Origin of the sequence: Leuconostoc sp. BM2 (assembly GCF_002095565.1) — a bacterium.
GTDB classification, from domain to species: Bacteria; Bacillota; Bacilli; order Lactobacillales; family Lactobacillaceae; genus Leuconostoc; species Leuconostoc falkenbergense.
Genome location: NZ_MOWQ01000001.1, coordinates 167,443 through 185,417, shown reverse-complemented (window position 1 = coordinate 185,417; position 17,975 = coordinate 167,443). Strand labels below are relative to the sequence as shown.

Genomic DNA, 17,975 nt, shown 5'->3' with positions numbered 1-17,975 from the left:
GATTGTATTATTAAATTAAAAGGAAGTGTTTCACATGAGAAATCAGGCCACAGTACAAATTAACAAAACAAACGCAGCCCTTCTCCTCAACTTGCTTAGACTACCCTAACAAGTTGAGCTTTTGAGCTAGTTGTTAGTTATTTATCTAATGGCTAGTGAATAAAAGGATGTGAGTGCATAATCCCGGACTAGTCATATTGACTAATCCGGGATTTTAATTTAAGGAGAAAATTATGGTAAGCAAAGTAACTTTTTATGACACAACAATGCGTGATGGTGAACAAACAATTGGGGTTAACTTTTCAATTGACGAAAAGATTGAAATAGCAAAAGAACTGGATAATTATGGCGTTGCGGCCATTGAAGCAGGATTTCCTGCGGCTTCTCAGAAAGACTTTGAGGAAGTGAAAAGAATTGCAGAAGTTGTGACTAACGCAAAAGTTGTCGGTTTGGCACGAATGGTCAGAAATGACATTAATGCCGTTATTGAGGCAACTAAGAATGCAAAACATCCAATGATTCACGCGTTCATTGCCACTTCACCCATTCATCGTGAGTTCAAATTGCACATGACTAAAGAAGAAATATTGGACAAAATCAAAGCAGACGTTACTTTTACTAAGCAATATATGCAAGATATTGTGTTTTCACCTGAAGACGCGACGAGAACTGAACCTGATTTTTTGGTAGCCAGCGTGCAAACAGCCATTGACGCCGGAGCAACAATGATTAACATACCAGACACAGTTGGTTATGATACGCCAGAAGAATACGGTGAAGTTTTTGAAAACTTGCGTCAAAATATTATTGGTTTTGACACAGTTGGTTGGTCAACTCATACGCATAATGATTTGGGAATGGCAACAGCTAATGCTTTGGCAGGCATTGCGCATGGGGCGACGGAAATTCAGGGCACAATTAATGGTATTGGTGAACGCGCTGGAAATGTTGACATGATTGAAGCCGCCGCAGCGATTCAAGTGCGTCATGAAAAGTTCAATGTTGAAACAGATATTGTCTTAGCTCAGTCCAAAGTCATTTCTGACGTTGTCGCACGCGCAACCTGCATGCCAGTTGCGGGTAATAAACCAATTATGGGACGCAATGCCTTTGCCCATGAGTCAGGTATTCATCAAGATGGGTACTTAAAAAATCCAGAAACGTATGAAATTTTGAAGCCAGAAATGGTTGGTGCTACGGCATCCTTACCTCTGGGTAAATTGTCGGGGTCGCATGCGGTAATGTCAAAACTAAATAGTTTAGGTTATGATGTGACGCGTGATGATATGAAAGTAATTTTCCCTATTTTTAAATCAGTTGCTGAAGAGTCTGACTTGATTACAGACGAGCAATTAAAGGTTATTATGCAAGTCGTTGAAGAAAAAGAAATGGTGAGTTATCAATAATATGACATCCATTAAAAAAATAGTAGTTTTAAAAGGCGATTATATTGGTCCAGAAATTATGACAGCAGGGTTGGCAGTATTAGATGCTGCGACAAAAGATACAACATTTGCTTATGAATTGATAGATGCACCTTTTGGTGGTGATGGTATTGATCGAGCTGGTGACCCTTTACCACAGGCAACGATTGATGTTTCAAAACAAGCTGATGCGGTGCTACTTAGTGCAATTGGTGGACCGAAATGGGATAATGCGCCACGACGTCCAGAACAAGGACTATTAGAAATTAGATCAAAACTTAATTTATTTGCTAATATACGGCCAACAAAAGTGACTCAAGCGCAAATTGACCGCTCACCATTGAAGCCAGAGTATGTTGAAAATACGGACTTTGTTATCGTTCGTGAACTGACCTCTGGTGCTTACTTTGGAAAGCCACGCAAGCTGGAAGCGCATCAAGCCATTGATACGATGTATTACAGCGAAGCAGAAGTCACTCGCATTATGCATCAAGGTTTTAAAATGGCTCAAAAGCGAAACAAGCATATCACGATTGTTGATAAGTCAAATGTATTGGCTACATCAAAGTTTTGGCGAAAAATTGCGAATGAAGTTGGCAAAAGTTATCCGGATGTGACAATCGACTATTACTATGTTGACGCGATGACAATGGCTATTATGTCAAAACCAACAATATTTGATGTTGTGATTATACCTAATTTGTTTGGGGACATTTTAAGTGATGAAGCAGCACAAATTACAGGCTCAATTGGACAAATACCTTCTATGTCAGTTGGTGAAAGTGGTCCTAATTTGTATGAACCAATTCACGGTTCAGCACCTGATATTGCTGGTCAAGGTATAGCTAATCCCATTTCTATGGTGAATACGGTAGCGATGATGTTATCAGAAAGCTTTGATGAAAAAAAGATTGCCAATAAAATTACTGCAGCAGTAGACTACATTATTGAAAACCACTATGTGACACCAGATATGGGTGGCACGATGACGACCGATGAAGTCACACAAAAAATGGTTGATTACATAAAAAATTATGAATCGGCGGATATAAAATGAGCAAAACACTATTTGACAAAATTTGGGAAAAACACGTCATTGCTGGAGAAGTTGGTGAGGCTCAACTGATTTATGTGGATTTGCATTTGGTACATGAGGTGACCTCGCCTCAACCTTTTGATGGGTTGAGAAGCACGAACCGCCGTGTTAGACGACCAGATTTAACTTTTGCAACAATGGATCATAACGTACCAACGAAAGATATATTTAATGTGCAAGATCAAATGTCCCGATTACAGATGGATACATTGGTCAAAAACACAAAGGAATTTAACATACCATTAGCATCGATTGGTGATGACAAACAAGGCATTGTGCATGTTGTGGGACCCGAACGCGGTCTAACACAGCCTGCAAAAGTAATCGTATGTGGTGATTCTCATACAGCAACTCATGGTGCATTTGGCGCAATTGCCTTTGGAATTGGTACTTCCGAAGTTGAGCACGTGCTAGCGACCCAAACAATTTGGCAGGTGAAACCAAAAACCATGGGGATTAAGGTTACTGGGAAGCTGCCTAAAAATACGTATGCCAAAGATATTATCATGGGCATCATTGCTAAATATGGGGTGTCATTTGGTGTCGGCTATGCGATTGAATTTTATGGAGAAACTGTTCAAAATCTTTCAATGGAAGCACGTATGACGATGTGTAATATGTCAATTGAAGCTGGTTCAAGAACTGGTATGGTACAACCAGATCAAACGACGTTTGACTATATTGAAGGCCGTGAACAAGCACCAAAAGATTTTGAATCTGCTAAAAACTATTGGTCACAATTCTATACAGATGATGAAAGTGATTTTGATAAGATACTGACCTTTGATGTATCAAATTTGAAACCGATGGTGACATGGGGAACAAATCCAGGAATGGCAACACCTGTTGATCAGTATTTGCCAGAAATTAAAGATGAAAATGATGCTAATGCCTATGAATATATTGGTTTACACCCCAATATGAAGCCAGTTGATATTAATTTGGATTACATTTTCATTGGTTCATGCACGAACAGCCGTTACGAAGATCTTGAAATTGCTGCAAATATGATGAAAGGTCATCATTTAGCGCCCAACGTCACTGCGTGGATCGTGCCAGGTAGTCGGGTCATTCGAAATTGTGCAATCAAATCGGGAATTGCTCAAATTTTTGAAGATGCTGGTTGTGAATGGCGTGAGCCAGGATGTTCAGCATGTTTGGCAATGAATCCTGACAAAATTCCAGCAGGCAAGCATGTTGCGTCAACATCAAATAGAAACTTTATTGGACGCCAAGGTGCAGGATCAAGAACGCATTTGGCTTCTCCAGCTATGGTTGCTGCGGCAGGAATCGCTGGTCACTTTGTTGATATTACGACAGATGAATTTGTATAGGGGGATAACATGGAAGCTTTTGTAAGCGAGACAGGCAGAGCAGTTGTAATTCCAAATGACAACATTAATACTGATATTATCTTGCCTAAACAATTTTTGAAAAATATTTTAAAAACCGGGTTTGGGAAAGATTTATTTTATGACTGGCGTTACAATACCGACGGCTCGTTAAATGAGGCGTTTGAGCTAAACAAACCAGAACATAAGGATGCTTCAATTTTAATTACAGGCAATGATTTTGGATCAGGATCATCACGAGAACATGCGGTATGGGCGCTAACGGATTATGGATTTAGAGCAGTAATTGGCGGCGGATTTTCAGACATTTTTTACATGAATTCAACCAAGAATGGCTTGCTACCAATTGTGCTGCCTGAAGAAAATCGGAAAATATTGCGAGGCATTCAAGCAGATGAAACTATTCAAATTGATTTACCCGAACAAACTGTGACTTATAAAAATAATATTTTCCACTTTGACATCAACTCACAATGGAAAGAAAAGTTTATCAATGGTGAAGACGATATTGATAACACGATGAAATATGAAAAATTGATCGCTGAATTCGAAAAGCAGCGACCAAATTTCGGATAAATGCGTAAAGCATTTATAATCAAAAACAAAAAGCAATATATTAAAAGGATGGTATTTTATCATGACAGAAGCAACAACAGCAAAGATTCATTGGAATGGTGGCGTTCAAGCTGAAGCCATTAATATCTTGAAAGAAGATGGCGGAATGATTGTTAGCCCAACAAAGGTGGGTTATATTATCATGACTTCAGACGATAAAGGATTAGAAAGAAAGTTTGCTGCTAAAAATCGTAAGCGTAACAAGCCAGGTGTCGTATTATGTGGTTCAGTAGAACAAGTTAAAGAATTAGCGCAGATGACACCTGAAATCGAACAAATGTATCAACAACATTGGGATGAGGACATTTTGTTGGGGTGCATCTTACCATGGCAAGAAGAAGCTAAGAGCAAGATACCAAATGACGGTACAAAAGATTTGATGATGGATCAACGTGAAACGAGTTGTTTTGTTATCAAGTTTGGCACACCAAGTGAAAATATTGCCAAAGAAATGTGGGAAAAGTATGGCAAGTTCTCATTTGCAAGTTCAGCTAATCCTTCTGGTAAGGGGAACCGAGGATTAGTAGCTGGTATTGGTGATCAAATTGAAAATGCTGCTGACCTAATTATTGAGGCCGATGATTATGTGGCATCAATTCAACCTGATAAGACGCTGGACACACGTTACGAACAAGGTGTGATGGTATCAATGGTTGACGAAGCAGGTAAGCTTATCCCAGAACAAAATGGCGCTGTTGGTGTTCAACCAGCACCAATCGTTATTCGTAAAGGACTAGATGTCGATAAAATTATGAAAATTATGAGTGATATTTTCTCGTCATGGGATTATCGTCACGGATTTTATTATTAAAAAATTGCATAAAACAGTTAAAAGCCAAATTACCACTATGATTTCTTTCTCATTGATAGCAGGTTATTAAAAGATAATTAGGCAACAAAAAATATCTCAATGACGACATTTGTTGAGATATTTTTTTGTTGACAGAACAATTAAAAATACATATAATATTTTTGAACATATATTATATGTCGTATAGTATTGGAGAAAATAAGTATGGCAATTCAAATGAGTTCAGAATTATTAGATGGTTGCGTGTTAGCAATATTAGATAAAGAAGATTATTACGGTTATGCGTTAACACAGAGAGTACAAGGCACCATTTCCGTTTCAGAATCAACGCTATATCCGGTGTTACGACGATTAAAAAATAATCAATACGTGACTACTTATGATCAACCTTATCAAGGTAGAAATCGACGTTACTACCAAATTACAGCGCAGGGTCGTGACAAACTGGTTAGTATTCGACAAGATTGGTTAATATTTCAAGCCAATGTCAACACATTATTGAAGGAGAAATAAGCAGATGGAGAATTATTTGACTGAATTAGACCAATTACTAAACCAGTTGCACCATTCAGATAAAGAGGAAGCGTTGAATTTCTATCGTGAGTATTTGATGGATGCAGATTTAATCACATATGAAGCATGTGTAGGTGAATTAGGTACACCAAAACAACTCTCACGAAAAATTTTAGCTGATTATTCAATTAAGGCTGATGAAAAATCAGCAGATGATACAAATAATAAAAATTCACGGTCAAATATTAAACTAATTTGGTGGATTGCCTTGGCACTGTTGGCGTCACCGTTAGCGTTACCTGTGTTTATTATTTTGGTTACGCTAGTTGCGGTTTGTTTTGCCCTTGTCGCGGCTTTGATTGCGATTATAATTGCGCTTGGTTTGACAGGTATGTTGGCAGCTATTAGTGGCGTTGGTGTATTGCTGCAGTCAACTTGGACGGGCCTTTATTATATTGGCTGTGGGTTGACGATATTAGGAATTATGGTGGCTGGCATACCAGCTGGTGTTGCTCTTTTGAGGTGGCTAATTAATAAAACGGCGAAGTTTAGCAAGTTAATTTATCGTCGTTTCATTGATAAAAATCACGTACATCAGGAGGATAGGTAACATGAAACGAGGCGTTAAGATTGGATTAACTTTGGTTGTTATTGGTGTTGTAATGGCACTAATTGGCATTTGCTTTGGTGGGGCTTCTAGTGCTATTACTTGGGATAATGGTTTCAAAGTTATTGATCAAAAAACAAAGAAAAGCAAAATATCGCAAAAATCATATACTTTTGACAATGTAAAAAGCATTAATATTTCAACAGCTTTACCCGTACGCGTTGTCACGGGTGATGTTAAGCAAGCCACTGTTAAGGTATTCACTTATCACAAGTTACCTGAAATGAACTATCAACAAAGTCATTTAACAATTACTGATAAACAGACTAGCAGTGTATCTCGAGGCGAGGTTAATATTGAATTTAATATTACTGGATTCACTTGGCAGCGCCATAGCCAGAGATACCAAGAAGAAATTGTGATTACAGTACCGCAATCACAAAATTTGTCTAATCTTCAAATTAATGGTCAGAATAGCAGCGATGTTAGTCTGTCAGGTATTCAAGCAGATAAAATAACGTTACAACATGTTGCAGATACAAAGTTAAAAGACATGACAGTCAATCATGACTTAAAACTCGATGATACTGAGGACACTGATTTAAACAACATCGCTGCGTCCACAGCTACGATTAAAAGTAATGATGGGGATGTAACTATAAAAAATACGCACATTAGCGATAGAACGACGATTCAACTTCAAGATAGTGATCTAAACATGCATCAAAACCACATGAATGTTGGTGAAATAAATGTGTCAGATGGTGATATTAATTTGTTAAGTAATGAGCTTTCAGGTGAACTAAACATCACTGCACAAGATGGTGATGTTGCAATCGCTATTGGTAGAAGTAGTGTGGTTGCTAAAACGCAGGATGGCGACATCTCGGCTTTTAATCAGCATGAGGATGATCAGTCAACTTATGCTTATAAAGGGACAACTGGCAAATATATCATATCAACAGATGATGGGGATATAAGAATCAAGCAATGATAAACAATATTGATTTATTAAACGTTTGACAAAATGAAATTTTAATAATATACTTTTAATTATATTGTTAAATAAATAACAAAAAAAGAGGTAAAATTATGCATAAAACAATGAAGCAAGTCAATCATTCTCTCCTCTACCTACTTCTCAATTGAGGTTTAGTAGGTTCTTTGAGTGACTATCTACTAAACAAAAATCGTTTGGTAGATAGTTGGGACAACATTAAAAACACCCCAACTTTAATATAGTTGGGGTGTTTTTGTGTTGATGCACTCAAAGCAACAAATGTAGTCAGCGATTATCGATCATATTCTCGTCAAAGTAACATGTTAAAAGGACATATTTTGTCTACTAAGGACACCATTTGTTCGCTATGTTTACCAGAGATATACCCTATGATAATCTTATTTTTACAGTGCAAGGAGAAGAAAAAATATGATGTTACGCACACAAAAACAAACAACGTTACAGACAGATGCAATGCGCTATGGCGCAATAATTGTCCTTTTTTTAATTGCAGGAATAATGTTATTAATGACCAGTGCGTCGCAATATCCTGAAATGATAGCAATGGCTTATTTATCATTTACCATGGGACTAAGGCATGCATTTGATGTCGATCACATTGCTGCCATTGATAACATGACACGTAAAATGCTAAATGATGGCAAAAATACACGCGGTGTCGGTTTCAGTTTTTCATTTGGTCATTCAATGGTCGTGGTATTGATGGCATTGGCAACAGTTCTATTTGTCGAGTGGGCAAAACATGCCATGCCGGTTTTTGAACATATTGGTGGTGCCTTAGGGACTTCAATTGCAGCTGCTATGTTGATGATGTTAGCTATTGTCAATAGTTTCATTTTGCATGATATTTGGGTGAAATTCGCGTCAATGCGCAATCACAATGGTAAAGAGGATAAGGATGATGAGCAAGTTAATACCTCCAAAATATATCGTTTATTTTTGAAATTATTGGGCATGATAAAACATAATTGGCAAGTTGCAATCGTTGGTTTTTTGTTTGGTTTAGGATTTGACACTGCGACGCAAATTGCGGTTTTAGCAACGTCTGCTACCGCTGCTAATGAGGGTATACCATGGTATTCAACAATGGCTTTTCCGTTGCTGTTTACAGCGGGAATGTGTTTGATGGATACAGTTGACGGTTTCTTTATGAGTACAACTTATCATTGGGTATTTTCGTCACCATATCGAAAAGTCTATTATAATTTGACGATTACAGGCATTTCTATTTTAGCTGCAGGATTCATTGGGTTTGTGGACTTTATTCAGTCATTTGCCGTCATGTTTGGCTGGCAAAATGGTTTAACGAAATGGGCAAATGGGTTAGATTTTAACCAAATGGGTATTATTTTGGTTTGCTTGTTTGTTGTGGCTTGGATTGTTGCCATTACTATCTGGCATGTGTTTCATTTAGCTGAAAGGGATGAGGAGCAAGTCATATAGTTTTTTTATCTGACATGTTCATTAAGCTTTGAAAATGAGTGACATTATGCCATTTACAGCTACTGAAATTTGCCGGTCTAAGCCACTTGTGTCAGCTTTGTAAAAGTAATAAAACTTAGTTGAAAAAAGGGGTTGCTTTTTTTTAGAAAAGTCTGTAATATATATAAATGTGCTAAGGCATAAGAAATGCTCCTGTAACTCAGTTGGTTAGAGTAGGGGATTTTTAATCCCAAGGTCCTCGGTTCGAATCCGAGCGGGAGCACTGAGTTAATCAGGCGACCTTGGGTGATCCATAAAAAACAGAATTCTTAGGAATTCTGTTTTTTATTTGCTTAAAATAGTAAATTAGTGTATTATTGATGAAAACGTTGAAGAGGACAAGTAACTATTGTTGTTGTTGAAGAGATGCCATACTTGGTGAGAGTGGCAAAGCAATGATGGTGAATAACTACCTCCGAAGTGACATACGAGTAGCGCACGTGAAAGTATGACCGGTGTCATTGGTCGTTATTCCAATGAGAGTGAAATGAATTGGCTGGTTGTAATAACGGCTGATATGACTAAGGTGGTACCGCGCGGAAAGCGCCCTTGAATTTTTATTTAAGGGCGCTTTTATTTGTTTAAAAAAGAGGATGGACGAGTTATGGCAGGAAAAGAATTGAATCGAGATTTATCATCACGTCAAATGCAGATGATTGCATTAGGCGGCACAATTGGTGTTGGCCTTTTCATGGGATCTTCAGCAACTATTAAATGGACCGGTGTCTCTGTACTGTTAGCATACGCATTGGCTGGTTTAGTGCTGTATTTGGTGATGCGTGCTTTGGGAGAAATGTTATATGTTGATCCATCTGTTGGATCTTTTGCGAATTACGCTACAAAATATATTCATCCCGTAGCTGGATATCTCACGGTATGGGCAAATGTATTTCAATGGCTGACAGTTGGTGTTAGTGAAACCATTGCCGTGGGAATTTACTTAGACTTTTGGTTCCCGCACATTCCCGATTGGGTGACGGGTGTTGTCGTATTAGCGATGTTGACGGCAGCTAACTTAGTGACAGTGAAAGCCTATGGTGAAATGGAAACGTGGTTTTCGTTAATCAAGGTTGTCACTATCATCTTCATGATTATTCTAGGATTGCTCGTGATTTTACTAGGATTTGGTAATCATTGGCAACCGTTAGGCTTTTCAAATTTGTGGGCACACGGACCATTTTTTGCTGGTGGGATAAAAGGATTTTTCTTTGCGTTATCAATTGTCATTACGTCATATCAAGCAATTGAGATTATTGGTATTACAGCAGGTGAAGCTGCCAATCCTCAGGTTGCCATTGTTAAGTCTATCAAATCAATTGTTGCGCGTATTTTAATATTTTATATTGGTGCTATTTTTGTTATCATTACTATCTATCCTTGGGATAAATTAGATCAAGTGGGATCGCCATTTGTGGAGACTTTCTCACGAGTAGGTATTACAGCTGCTGCGGGGATCATTAATTTTGTCATGATGACCGCTGCAATGTCGGCTTTGAATTCGGGTATTTTTTCATCAAGTCGTATGCTGTACACATTGGCTTTGGGAAAAGAATTGTCACCTAAGTTTTTGAAATTATCTAAGCATCGTGTGCCAACGCTGCCTGTGTTAGCAATTTCTGGTGGTATTTTGTTAGGCATCATTTTAAATGCAGTTTTGCCAATGTTTTGGCATGGTAGTTCTAGCATTTTCGTATTGGTTTATTCAGCTAGTACGTTGCCCGGTATGGTGCCTTGGTTTGTCATTTTGGTTAGCCAAATCAAATTCCGCAAAGCTCATGCGTCATTAATGGCAGATCATCCCTTTAAAATGCCTTTTGCGCCATACACCAACTATTTTGCGATTTTGATGTTATTGGTAACGTTGGTATTTATGATGATTAACCCCGACACACGAGCACCATTGCTTGTTGGGTTGGCTTTTCTAATCATCATGACAATTGTTTTCTTTGCAACACGTGCTTGGCACGCTAAGAAAATTAATGAGTAATTCAATTTGACAAATGAGGACTAACTCTGTATTATAAATTAGGGCTCCCATTTGTTGGGACAAACGTTAAAAGCTCTCAAGACTTTCTTGGGAGCTTTTCTATTTTATTTTACCCCTAATTGTTACGTCATTTCTGTGGTTGTAAACGCAGATGGAATCATGAGGAGGCATCATGGCAGATAAACAAGTGAAGTATATTTTCGTTACCGGCGGCGTTGTGTCATCGCTTGGTAAAGGAATTGTGGCTGCATCTTTAGGTCGTTTGCTGAAAAATCGCGGGCTCAAGTTAGCGATTCAAAAACTAGATCCATATATCAACATTGATCCCGGAACGATGTCACCTTATCAACATGGTGAAACTTTTGTGACAGGGGATGGTCTGGAAACAGATCTTGATATGGGTCATTATGAGCGTTTCATGGATATCAATACTAACATGTATTCTAACGTGACAACGGGTCGTATTTATTCTGAAGTTTTGGCTAAGGAACGTCGTGGTGACTATGACGGTGGAACAGTTCAAGTTATTCCACATATCACAGATGCTATCAAAGACAAAATGAAGAAAGCTGCTGAATCGACTGATGCGGATGTCGTTATTGTCGAAGTCGGTGGTACGGTTGGTGATATTGAAAGCTTGCCATTCATTGAAGCGTTACGTCAAATGAAGTCTGATCTTGGCAACGAAAACGTCTTTTATATTCATACCAGTTTGATTGTTTACTTGACTGCAGCTGGTGAAGCCAAAACAAAACCAACGCAGCATTCGGTTGCACAATTGCGTTCATTGGGCATCCAGCCTGACATGATTGTCTTACGTACATCAGAACCCTTAGAAGAAGGACTCAAACGTAAGATATCAACCTTCACTGATGTTAAAGCTGACGCTGTTATTGAATCACGAGATGTTGAAACTCTTTACGAAATTCCATTGAATTTGCAAGCACAAGGCATGGATGATGTGGTTTTGAATAAGTTGCAAATTGACGCACCACAAGCTGATATGACAGCTTGGTCAACAATGGTTGAATCAATTAAGCATCCTAAGAAAGCAGTTAACATTACCTTAGTTGGTAAATACACGGACTTGCCAGATGCTTACATTTCAGTCAATGAAGCTTTGAAACATGCTGGTTACTCGCAAGAAGCAGAAGTTAACATCAATCACATTAAGTCAGAAACGGTCACTGCTGATAATGTTAACGATTTATTGCAAGACGCAGATGGTGTGATTGTACCAGGTGGATTTGGCGCACGTGGTACAGAAGGCAAAATTGAAGCGATTCGTTATGCCCGTGAAAATAATACACCATTCTTAGGTGTGTGCTTGGGCATGCAGTTAGCATCAGTTGAATTTGCGAGAAATGTTTTGGGTTACAAAGATGCCAACTCAACTGAACTAAATCCAGAGACATCAGCACCAATTATTGATTTGATGAAAGATCAAGAAAATGTTGAAAATCGTGGTGGTACACTACGATTAGGTTTGTATCCAGCTATGTTGTTGCACGACACATTGACAGCAAAAGCTTATGGTAATAAGCCAGAAGTGGAAGAACGTCATCGTCACCGTTATGAATTTAACACCAAATTCCGTGATGAATTTGAAAAAGCTGGTATGGTCTTTGCGGCAACTTCACCGGATGATCGTTTGATGGAAGTAATCGAATATCCTAAAAATGACTTCTTCGTTGCAGCGCAATACCATCCTGAATTCTTATCACGTCCTGATCGTCCAGAAGGTCTTTACCATGATTTTTTGGCAGCTTCCTTGGCGCATCAAAAATAATTATTCTCAAAATCCTATCATCTATAATGGTAGGATTTTTAATCGCTTGTCATGACCGTTTTTATAGCAGTACGTGACATGACTGGTATAATGAAACTATGTTAGCAAATCCATCACAACATATTGAACAAAAATTAACCTTGCTACCGGCTGAACCGGGCTCTTATCAAATGAAAGATGCTAACGGTAAAATTATTTATGTCGGCAAGGCAAAAAATCTCAAAAACCGAGTAAGATCATACTTTAAACAAGATCACGATGGCAAGACAGCTGAATTGGTTGCCAATATTGTTGATTTTGATTTTATTGTGACTAATTCTGATAAGGAAGCCTTTTTAATTGAAAATGAATTGATTAAAAAGTACAAACCTTACTATAATATTCGGCTCAAATACGGTACGGGATATCCTTACATCAAAATCACCAAAGAACGTGATCCTAAAATGGCGTTAGTCAACGAAGTTAAAAAAGACGGTGGTTTTTATTTTGGGCCATATCCAAACGTTTATGCAGCGCAGGAAACATTACGATTTTTAGAGAAAAACTATCCTTTACGTCGCTGTAATGGGTTTCAAGGGCGGCCTTGTTTGTATTACAATATGGGGCAGTGTTTGGGACCATGTTGGCATGAAGTGCCTAAAACTGAATATGATCAACAAATCACACGTATCAAGCATTTTCTAGATGGCGACACTAAGGCAGTGAGAAAAATAATCACCGAAAAGATGCAAAAAGCAGCGTCATCGCTGGAATTTGAACATGCAGCGGATTTGCGTGATCAGTTGAAATATATTGATGAAACAGTTGAAAGCCAACGGGTATTATCACGCGATACCACACCACGAGATTTATTCAATTATTATTTGGATAAGGGCTGGATGACGGTTGAAGTCTTTTTCTTGCGCCAAGCCCGCCTAATTCGCCAATTTAAACGAACCTTTGCTATTGTTGGCGAGGCTGATGAAGAGGTTACGAGCTTCATACAGCAGTTTTATGCACAAAAAAATATTCAGAAGCCACGAGAAGTATTGGTGCCAAAGGGCATCGATACCAAGGCGCTTTCCGAAATATTGAACGTACCAGTTCGAATACCAGTGCGTGGTGAAAAACGGGATTTACTTGATTTGGCCGCCAAAAATGCGCAAATCGTCTTAGAAGAAAAATTCCGTTTGATGCAATTAAATGAACGAAAAACAACTGGTGCTATGAAAGAAATCACCGACGCGTTGCATATCCCGATGGGACATCGGATTGAAGCATTTGACCATTCTCATACGCAAGGGGTCGAGATTGTCAGTGCGATGGTTGTTTTCGATGATGGCGTCCCAAACAAGGATCTCTACCGCAAGTACAAAATTCAGTCTACTCATCACGCTGATGAATGGGCTGAAACGCAGGAAGTAATCCGTCGACGTTACAGTCGTGTGCTCAAAGAGGGTGGTGATTTACCTGATTTGATTTTAATGGATGGTGGTGAGATTCAGCTACATGCAGCTAAAGAGGTATTGATCGACGAACTTGGCCTTACAAATGTCCCAATTGCTGCAATGGTCAAAAATGATAAACACAAGACGGCTGATTTAATTGATGGTCACACAGAACAAATTGTGACATTAGACAAACAATCTGAGGGATTTTTCTTAATTCAACGTGTACAAGAAGAAGTTCACCGTTTTGCCATTAGTTTTCATCGCCAATTACGGAGTAAGCATTCGTTAGCTTCTCGACTCGACACAATTCAAGGCGTAGGGCCCAAGACACGCCAAAAATTATTGCGTGAATTTGGGTCATTACCAAAAATCACGGCGGCAAGCATTGATGAATTGGCAGCGATTGGCATTAACGAAAAACTAGCGCGGGTTATTCACCTGTCCCTGAATGCAGGGGAGCGTAGCTAATTTTACGCTTTTATGGTAAACTAGAGTGTTTAACATACGCAAGCACACAGGGTGTGCAGACAAGGAGAAAAGTGGCGACTGACTTGAGGTCAACGCCATGACAATTTTATGGCATTCGTAGATCAAGCACAAATTGAAGTAAAAGCCGGAAAAGGTGGCGACGGTATCGTGTCATTCCGTCACGAAAAGTTCGTAGCAATGGGAGGACCTTTCGGTGGTGACGGCGGTCACGGTGGGTCAATCATTTTTAAAGTAGACGAAGGTCTGCGGACATTAATGGACTTCCGATACAACCGTCATTTTAAGGCACAGCCTGGCGGTAATGGTGGTACAAAAGGTATGACTGGGGCATCTGCTGATGACCGTTATATTAAAGTGCCACAAGGCACAACAGTTAGCGACGCTGACACGGGTGAAGTATTAGCTGATTTGCTAGAAAATGGGCAAGAACTCGTTGTAGCTAAAGGTGGTCGTGGCGGTCGTGGAAACATTCATTTTGCTACGCCTGCTAATCCTGCACCAGAGTTGTCCGAAAATGGTGAACCAGGTGAAATTCGCAATCTCAAATTAGAGTTGAAAGTCTTAGCTGATGTAGGCCTAGTTGGTTTCCCTTCTGCAGGAAAATCAACGCTATTGTCTGTTGTATCAAATGCGAAACCCAAAGTAGCTGCTTATCACTTTACTACTTTATCACCTAATATTGGTATGGTGCGTTTGGATGATGACCGTGATTTTGTTATGGCGGACTTGCCAGGTTTGATTGAGGGTGCTGCGCAAGGCGTTGGTTTAGGCTTTCAATTTTTACGACATGTTGAGCGAACTAAGGTAATCTTGCATTTAGTTGATATGTCAGGTATTGAAGGAACTGATCCTTATACCCAATATCGCAAAATTTTAGATGAGTTGCAACAATATGATGAGACGATTTTAAATCGCCCACAAATTGTGGTGCCCACTAAGATGGATATGCCTGATTCAAACGAAAATTTGTCAAAATTCACATCAGAAGTTGAAGCTGATTCAGGTTTGCCAACTGTACCAACGATAATGCCGATTTCTTCAATTACACGAGATGGTGTAAAAGACTTAATGCGTTTGACAGCTGATATGTTGGCCACCGCGCCTGCGCCAGAAAGTTATCGTCCAGTAGTGGAAAACGAAGTGACTGAGAAAACGTACACCTTTACACCTGAAACACACAACTTTACTGTTGAATGGGTTGAAGATGAGGAGCGTTGGTTGTTAAGTGGGGCGGAAATTGAGAAGTTGTTCTTAATGACCAATATTCAACGAGATGCAACTATCATGCGCTTTGCTCGTCAATTACGTCATATGGGTGTTGATGATCGATTACGCGAAGCGGGTGCCAAAGATGGTGATGATGTGCGCATTAATAATTCTGAATTTGTTTTTGAATTTAGTGATTAAAAGTGATTAAGCTTGCCTGATGAGGCAAGCTTTTTTTGTTGAGAAATAATTCACAATCTTTAAAAATGTTGAGTTTTTGAATTATGTATCATTGATATTAAAACAAACTTCACAATTAACCAGTACAAAACTCATGTGAAAAGTGCTATGATAACATTATTAAATCAAGAAGAGGCAAACTTTACATGACAGAACAAAAATATGGTTCAGATATTGTCACAGACAGTCTAGTTAATCATGGTGTTGATCTTGTTTTTGGTATTCCAGGTGCAAAAATTGATCGTTTATTTGAAACACTTGAGCATCCCAAAGCTGGTCAAAAAGTACCTAAGTTAATCGTGACGCGTCACGAACAAAATGCCGCCTTTATGGCACAAGCATTTTCACGTATCACAGGAAAAACAGGCGTTGTGATTGCGACTTCTGGACCAGGTGTTGGTAACTTAGCAACCGGTTTGATGACAGCTAATGCTGAAAGTGATTCAGTTGTTGCTATTGGTGGTCAAGTACCACGCCGTGATTTGTATCGTTTGACACACCAGTCAACGAATTCAGTATCACTCTTTAACGCTATCACCCATTATAGTTCAGAAATTCAAGATCCTAATAATATTTCAGAAATCATTGCTAATGCTTTTGCGGCGGCTAATGGTGCCAAAAAGGGTGCAGCTTTTGTGTCATTACCACAAGATGTTGATGATGCACCGGTATCAATTTCTGCATTGCCACAAGTTCCTGAGGCGCAACAAGGTGCCGCAGCGATTGCTGACCTCGATTGGTTGGCAGAACAAATCAAACAGGCTAAGCTACCTGTTTTGTTGGTTGGTGCGCGCGGATCTGATGATGCTACGGTGACGGCTTTGCATCATTTACTTGAACAAACGACGTTACCAGTTGTTGAAACGTTCCAAGGTGCAGGGGTTATCTCTCGAGACCTTGAACCTGAAACTTTCTTTGGTCGTATTGGATTATTCCGTAACCAAACAGGTGACAAGCTTTTGCAACAAGCAGATTTAGTGGTGACATTGGGTTATGATGCCATTGAATACGAGCCACGAAATTGGAATAAGGAAAATAATTTGAATATTGTTGCGCTAGACACGACACATGTTCAAATTGACAACAATTTTGTACCAAAACGTCAATTAATTGGTGATTTAGCACAGAGTTTGGATTTGTTGGCAGAGCGTATCAATGGTTATCAAGTCCCTGCTGAAAGTCAAAATGTCTTGAAAGCATTAAAAGATGATTTGCGTGCTTCTGACGAACCATCTTACACACCTGCTGAAGGTAACTTGAACCATCCACTTAATGTTATTAAGTCAATCCAAGCACATGTTACAGATGATATGACAGTCTCAACAGATATTGGATCACACTATATTTGGATGGCACGTCATTTTAAGTCATACGTGGCACGTCACTTCTTAATTTCTAACGGTATGCAGACGCTTGGCGTTGGTTTGCCATGGTCTTTGACTGCTGCTATGGTTCGGCCAAATGCAAAATCTGTCTCGGTTTCAGGGGATGGTGGTTTCTTCTTCTCAGCTATGGAGTTAGAAACAGCGGTTCGTTTACAATTGAACACTGTTCACATTGTTTGGAATGATAACGCGCATTATGACATGGTTAAGTTCCAAGAAGAAATGAAATACAACGGTGAGTCTGCCGGTGTTACATTTGGCAATATTGACATTGTAAAATATGCTGAAAGCTTTGGTGCTAAAGGTTTGCGTGTCACAACACCTGATCAGTTGGATAAAATCTTAGACGAGGCTTTCGCTACGGAAGGCCCTGTGGTAGTTGATATTCCCGTAGACTATTCGCACAACTATGAACTTGGTTCACAATTGATTGAGTCTGAGGGTTAAACATAGAAAAGCGCGTTTTTGATGTGTCTTCAATTTTCGAGGTACACAGCATTTTCGGGCTTTTTTGTCTGTTTATTTATC

At 39.1% G+C, this 17,975-nt stretch carries 14 protein-coding genes and 1 tRNA gene; all 15 read left to right on the top strand.

Annotated elements, in window-relative coordinates:
* Positions 1-233 precede the first annotated feature (233 nt).
* The 15 genes from BMG01_RS00960 to alsS all read left to right on the top strand — a co-directional run bounded on the left by BMG01_RS00960 (position 234) and on the right by alsS (position 17,894).
* On the top strand, positions 234-1,406 hold the full coding sequence (locus tag BMG01_RS00960; protein WP_004915502.1) for a 2-isopropylmalate synthase: 1,173 nt from the start codon (positions 234-236) through the stop codon (positions 1,404-1,406).
* A 1-nt stretch (position 1,407) separates the two neighbouring features.
* Complete coding sequence (gene leuB / locus BMG01_RS00955) at positions 1,408-2,481, top strand: 3-isopropylmalate dehydrogenase (protein WP_004915499.1); 1,074 nt, start codon at positions 1,408-1,410, stop codon at positions 2,479-2,481.
* Positions 2,478-3,854: a 3-isopropylmalate dehydratase large subunit gene (gene leuC, locus BMG01_RS00950; protein ID WP_004915496.1), complete on the top strand. Its 1,377-nt coding sequence runs from the start codon at positions 2,478-2,480 to the stop codon at positions 3,852-3,854. Before leuB ends, leuC begins: the two co-directional genes overlap by 4 nt.
* A gap of 9 nt (positions 3,855-3,863) precedes the next feature.
* Entirely contained in the window at positions 3,864-4,448 is a 585-nt protein-coding gene (gene leuD / locus BMG01_RS00945; RefSeq protein WP_004915493.1) for a 3-isopropylmalate dehydratase small subunit, read from the top strand.
* A 61-nt stretch (positions 4,449-4,509) separates the two neighbouring features.
* Positions 4,510-5,298 carry an L-threonylcarbamoyladenylate synthase gene (locus BMG01_RS00940; protein ID WP_004915491.1) on the top strand — a complete coding sequence of 263 codons (789 nt, stop codon included), beginning with the start codon at positions 4,510-4,512 and terminating at the stop codon, positions 5,296-5,298.
* 204 nt (positions 5,299-5,502) lie between these two features.
* Positions 5,503-5,811 carry a PadR family transcriptional regulator gene (locus BMG01_RS00935; protein WP_004915488.1) on the top strand — a complete coding sequence of 103 codons (309 nt, stop codon included), beginning with the start codon at positions 5,503-5,505 and terminating at the stop codon, positions 5,809-5,811.
* Positions 5,812-5,815: 4 nt separating this feature from the next.
* Positions 5,816-6,421, top strand: coding sequence for a DUF1700 domain-containing protein (locus BMG01_RS00930; protein ID WP_004915485.1), 606 nt, complete (start codon positions 5,816-5,818; stop codon positions 6,419-6,421).
* A gap of 1 nt (position 6,422) precedes the next feature.
* Positions 6,423-7,412, top strand: a complete 990-nt coding sequence (locus BMG01_RS00925) for a DUF4097 family beta strand repeat-containing protein (protein ID WP_004915482.1) — start codon at positions 6,423-6,425, stop codon at positions 7,410-7,412.
* Between the two features lie 435 nt (positions 7,413-7,847).
* A complete protein-coding gene (locus BMG01_RS00920; protein ID WP_004915479.1) occupies positions 7,848-8,882 on the top strand; it encodes a HoxN/HupN/NixA family nickel/cobalt transporter in 1,035 nt (344 codons plus the stop codon).
* A 188-nt stretch (positions 8,883-9,070) separates the two neighbouring features.
* A tRNA-Lys gene (locus BMG01_RS00915) sits at positions 9,071-9,144 on the top strand.
* Positions 9,145-9,525: 381 nt separating this feature from the next.
* Positions 9,526-10,908: an amino acid permease gene (locus BMG01_RS00910; RefSeq protein ID WP_004915477.1), complete on the top strand. Its 1,383-nt coding sequence runs from the start codon at positions 9,526-9,528 to the stop codon at positions 10,906-10,908.
* Positions 10,909-11,080: 172 nt separating this feature from the next.
* Positions 11,081-12,697 (top strand): CTP synthase, encoded by a 1,617-nt coding sequence (locus tag BMG01_RS00905; protein WP_004915474.1) that lies wholly within the window; start codon positions 11,081-11,083, stop codon positions 12,695-12,697.
* 98 nt (positions 12,698-12,795) lie between these two features.
* Entirely contained in the window at positions 12,796-14,595 is a 1,800-nt protein-coding gene (gene uvrC / locus BMG01_RS00900; protein ID WP_004915471.1) for an excinuclease ABC subunit UvrC, read from the top strand.
* Positions 14,596-14,703: 108 nt separating this feature from the next.
* On the top strand, positions 14,704-16,023 hold the full coding sequence (gene obgE / locus BMG01_RS00895; RefSeq protein ID WP_004915468.1) for a GTPase ObgE: 1,320 nt from the start codon (positions 14,704-14,706) through the stop codon (positions 16,021-16,023).
* A 185-nt stretch (positions 16,024-16,208) separates the two neighbouring features.
* Positions 16,209-17,894 carry an acetolactate synthase AlsS gene (gene alsS / locus BMG01_RS00890; protein WP_004915467.1) on the top strand — a complete coding sequence of 562 codons (1,686 nt, stop codon included), beginning with the start codon at positions 16,209-16,211 and terminating at the stop codon, positions 17,892-17,894.
* Positions 17,895-17,975: the final 81 nt, after the last annotated feature.

Excerpts from the sequence above, each read along its gene's own strand:
- BMG01_RS00960 (WP_004915502.1), top strand. The coding sequence starts at position 234 with ATGGTAAGCAAAGTAACTTTTTATGACACAACAATGCGTGATGGTGAA.
- leuB (WP_004915499.1), top strand. The coding sequence starts at position 1,408 with ATGACATCCATTAAAAAAATAGTAGTTTTAAAAGGCGATTATATTGGT.
- leuC (WP_004915496.1), top strand. The coding sequence starts at position 2,478 with ATGAGCAAAACACTATTTGACAAAATTTGGGAAAAACACGTCATTGCT.
- leuD (WP_004915493.1), top strand. The coding sequence starts at position 3,864 with ATGGAAGCTTTTGTAAGCGAGACAGGCAGAGCAGTTGTAATTCCAAAT.
- BMG01_RS00940 (WP_004915491.1), top strand. The coding sequence starts at position 4,510 with ATGACAGAAGCAACAACAGCAAAGATTCATTGGAATGGTGGCGTTCAA.
- BMG01_RS00935 (WP_004915488.1), top strand. The coding sequence starts at position 5,503 with ATGGCAATTCAAATGAGTTCAGAATTATTAGATGGTTGCGTGTTAGCA.
- BMG01_RS00930 (WP_004915485.1), top strand. The coding sequence starts at position 5,816 with ATGGAGAATTATTTGACTGAATTAGACCAATTACTAAACCAGTTGCAC.
- BMG01_RS00925 (WP_004915482.1), top strand. The coding sequence starts at position 6,423 with ATGAAACGAGGCGTTAAGATTGGATTAACTTTGGTTGTTATTGGTGTT.
- BMG01_RS00920 (WP_004915479.1), top strand. The coding sequence starts at position 7,848 with ATGATGTTACGCACACAAAAACAAACAACGTTACAGACAGATGCAATG.
- BMG01_RS00910 (WP_004915477.1), top strand. The coding sequence starts at position 9,526 with ATGGCAGGAAAAGAATTGAATCGAGATTTATCATCACGTCAAATGCAG.
- BMG01_RS00905 (WP_004915474.1), top strand. The coding sequence starts at position 11,081 with ATGGCAGATAAACAAGTGAAGTATATTTTCGTTACCGGCGGCGTTGTG.
- uvrC (WP_004915471.1), top strand. The coding sequence starts at position 12,796 with ATGTTAGCAAATCCATCACAACATATTGAACAAAAATTAACCTTGCTA.
- obgE (WP_004915468.1), top strand. The coding sequence starts at position 14,704 with ATGGCATTCGTAGATCAAGCACAAATTGAAGTAAAAGCCGGAAAAGGT.
- alsS (WP_004915467.1), top strand. The coding sequence starts at position 16,209 with ATGACAGAACAAAAATATGGTTCAGATATTGTCACAGACAGTCTAGTT.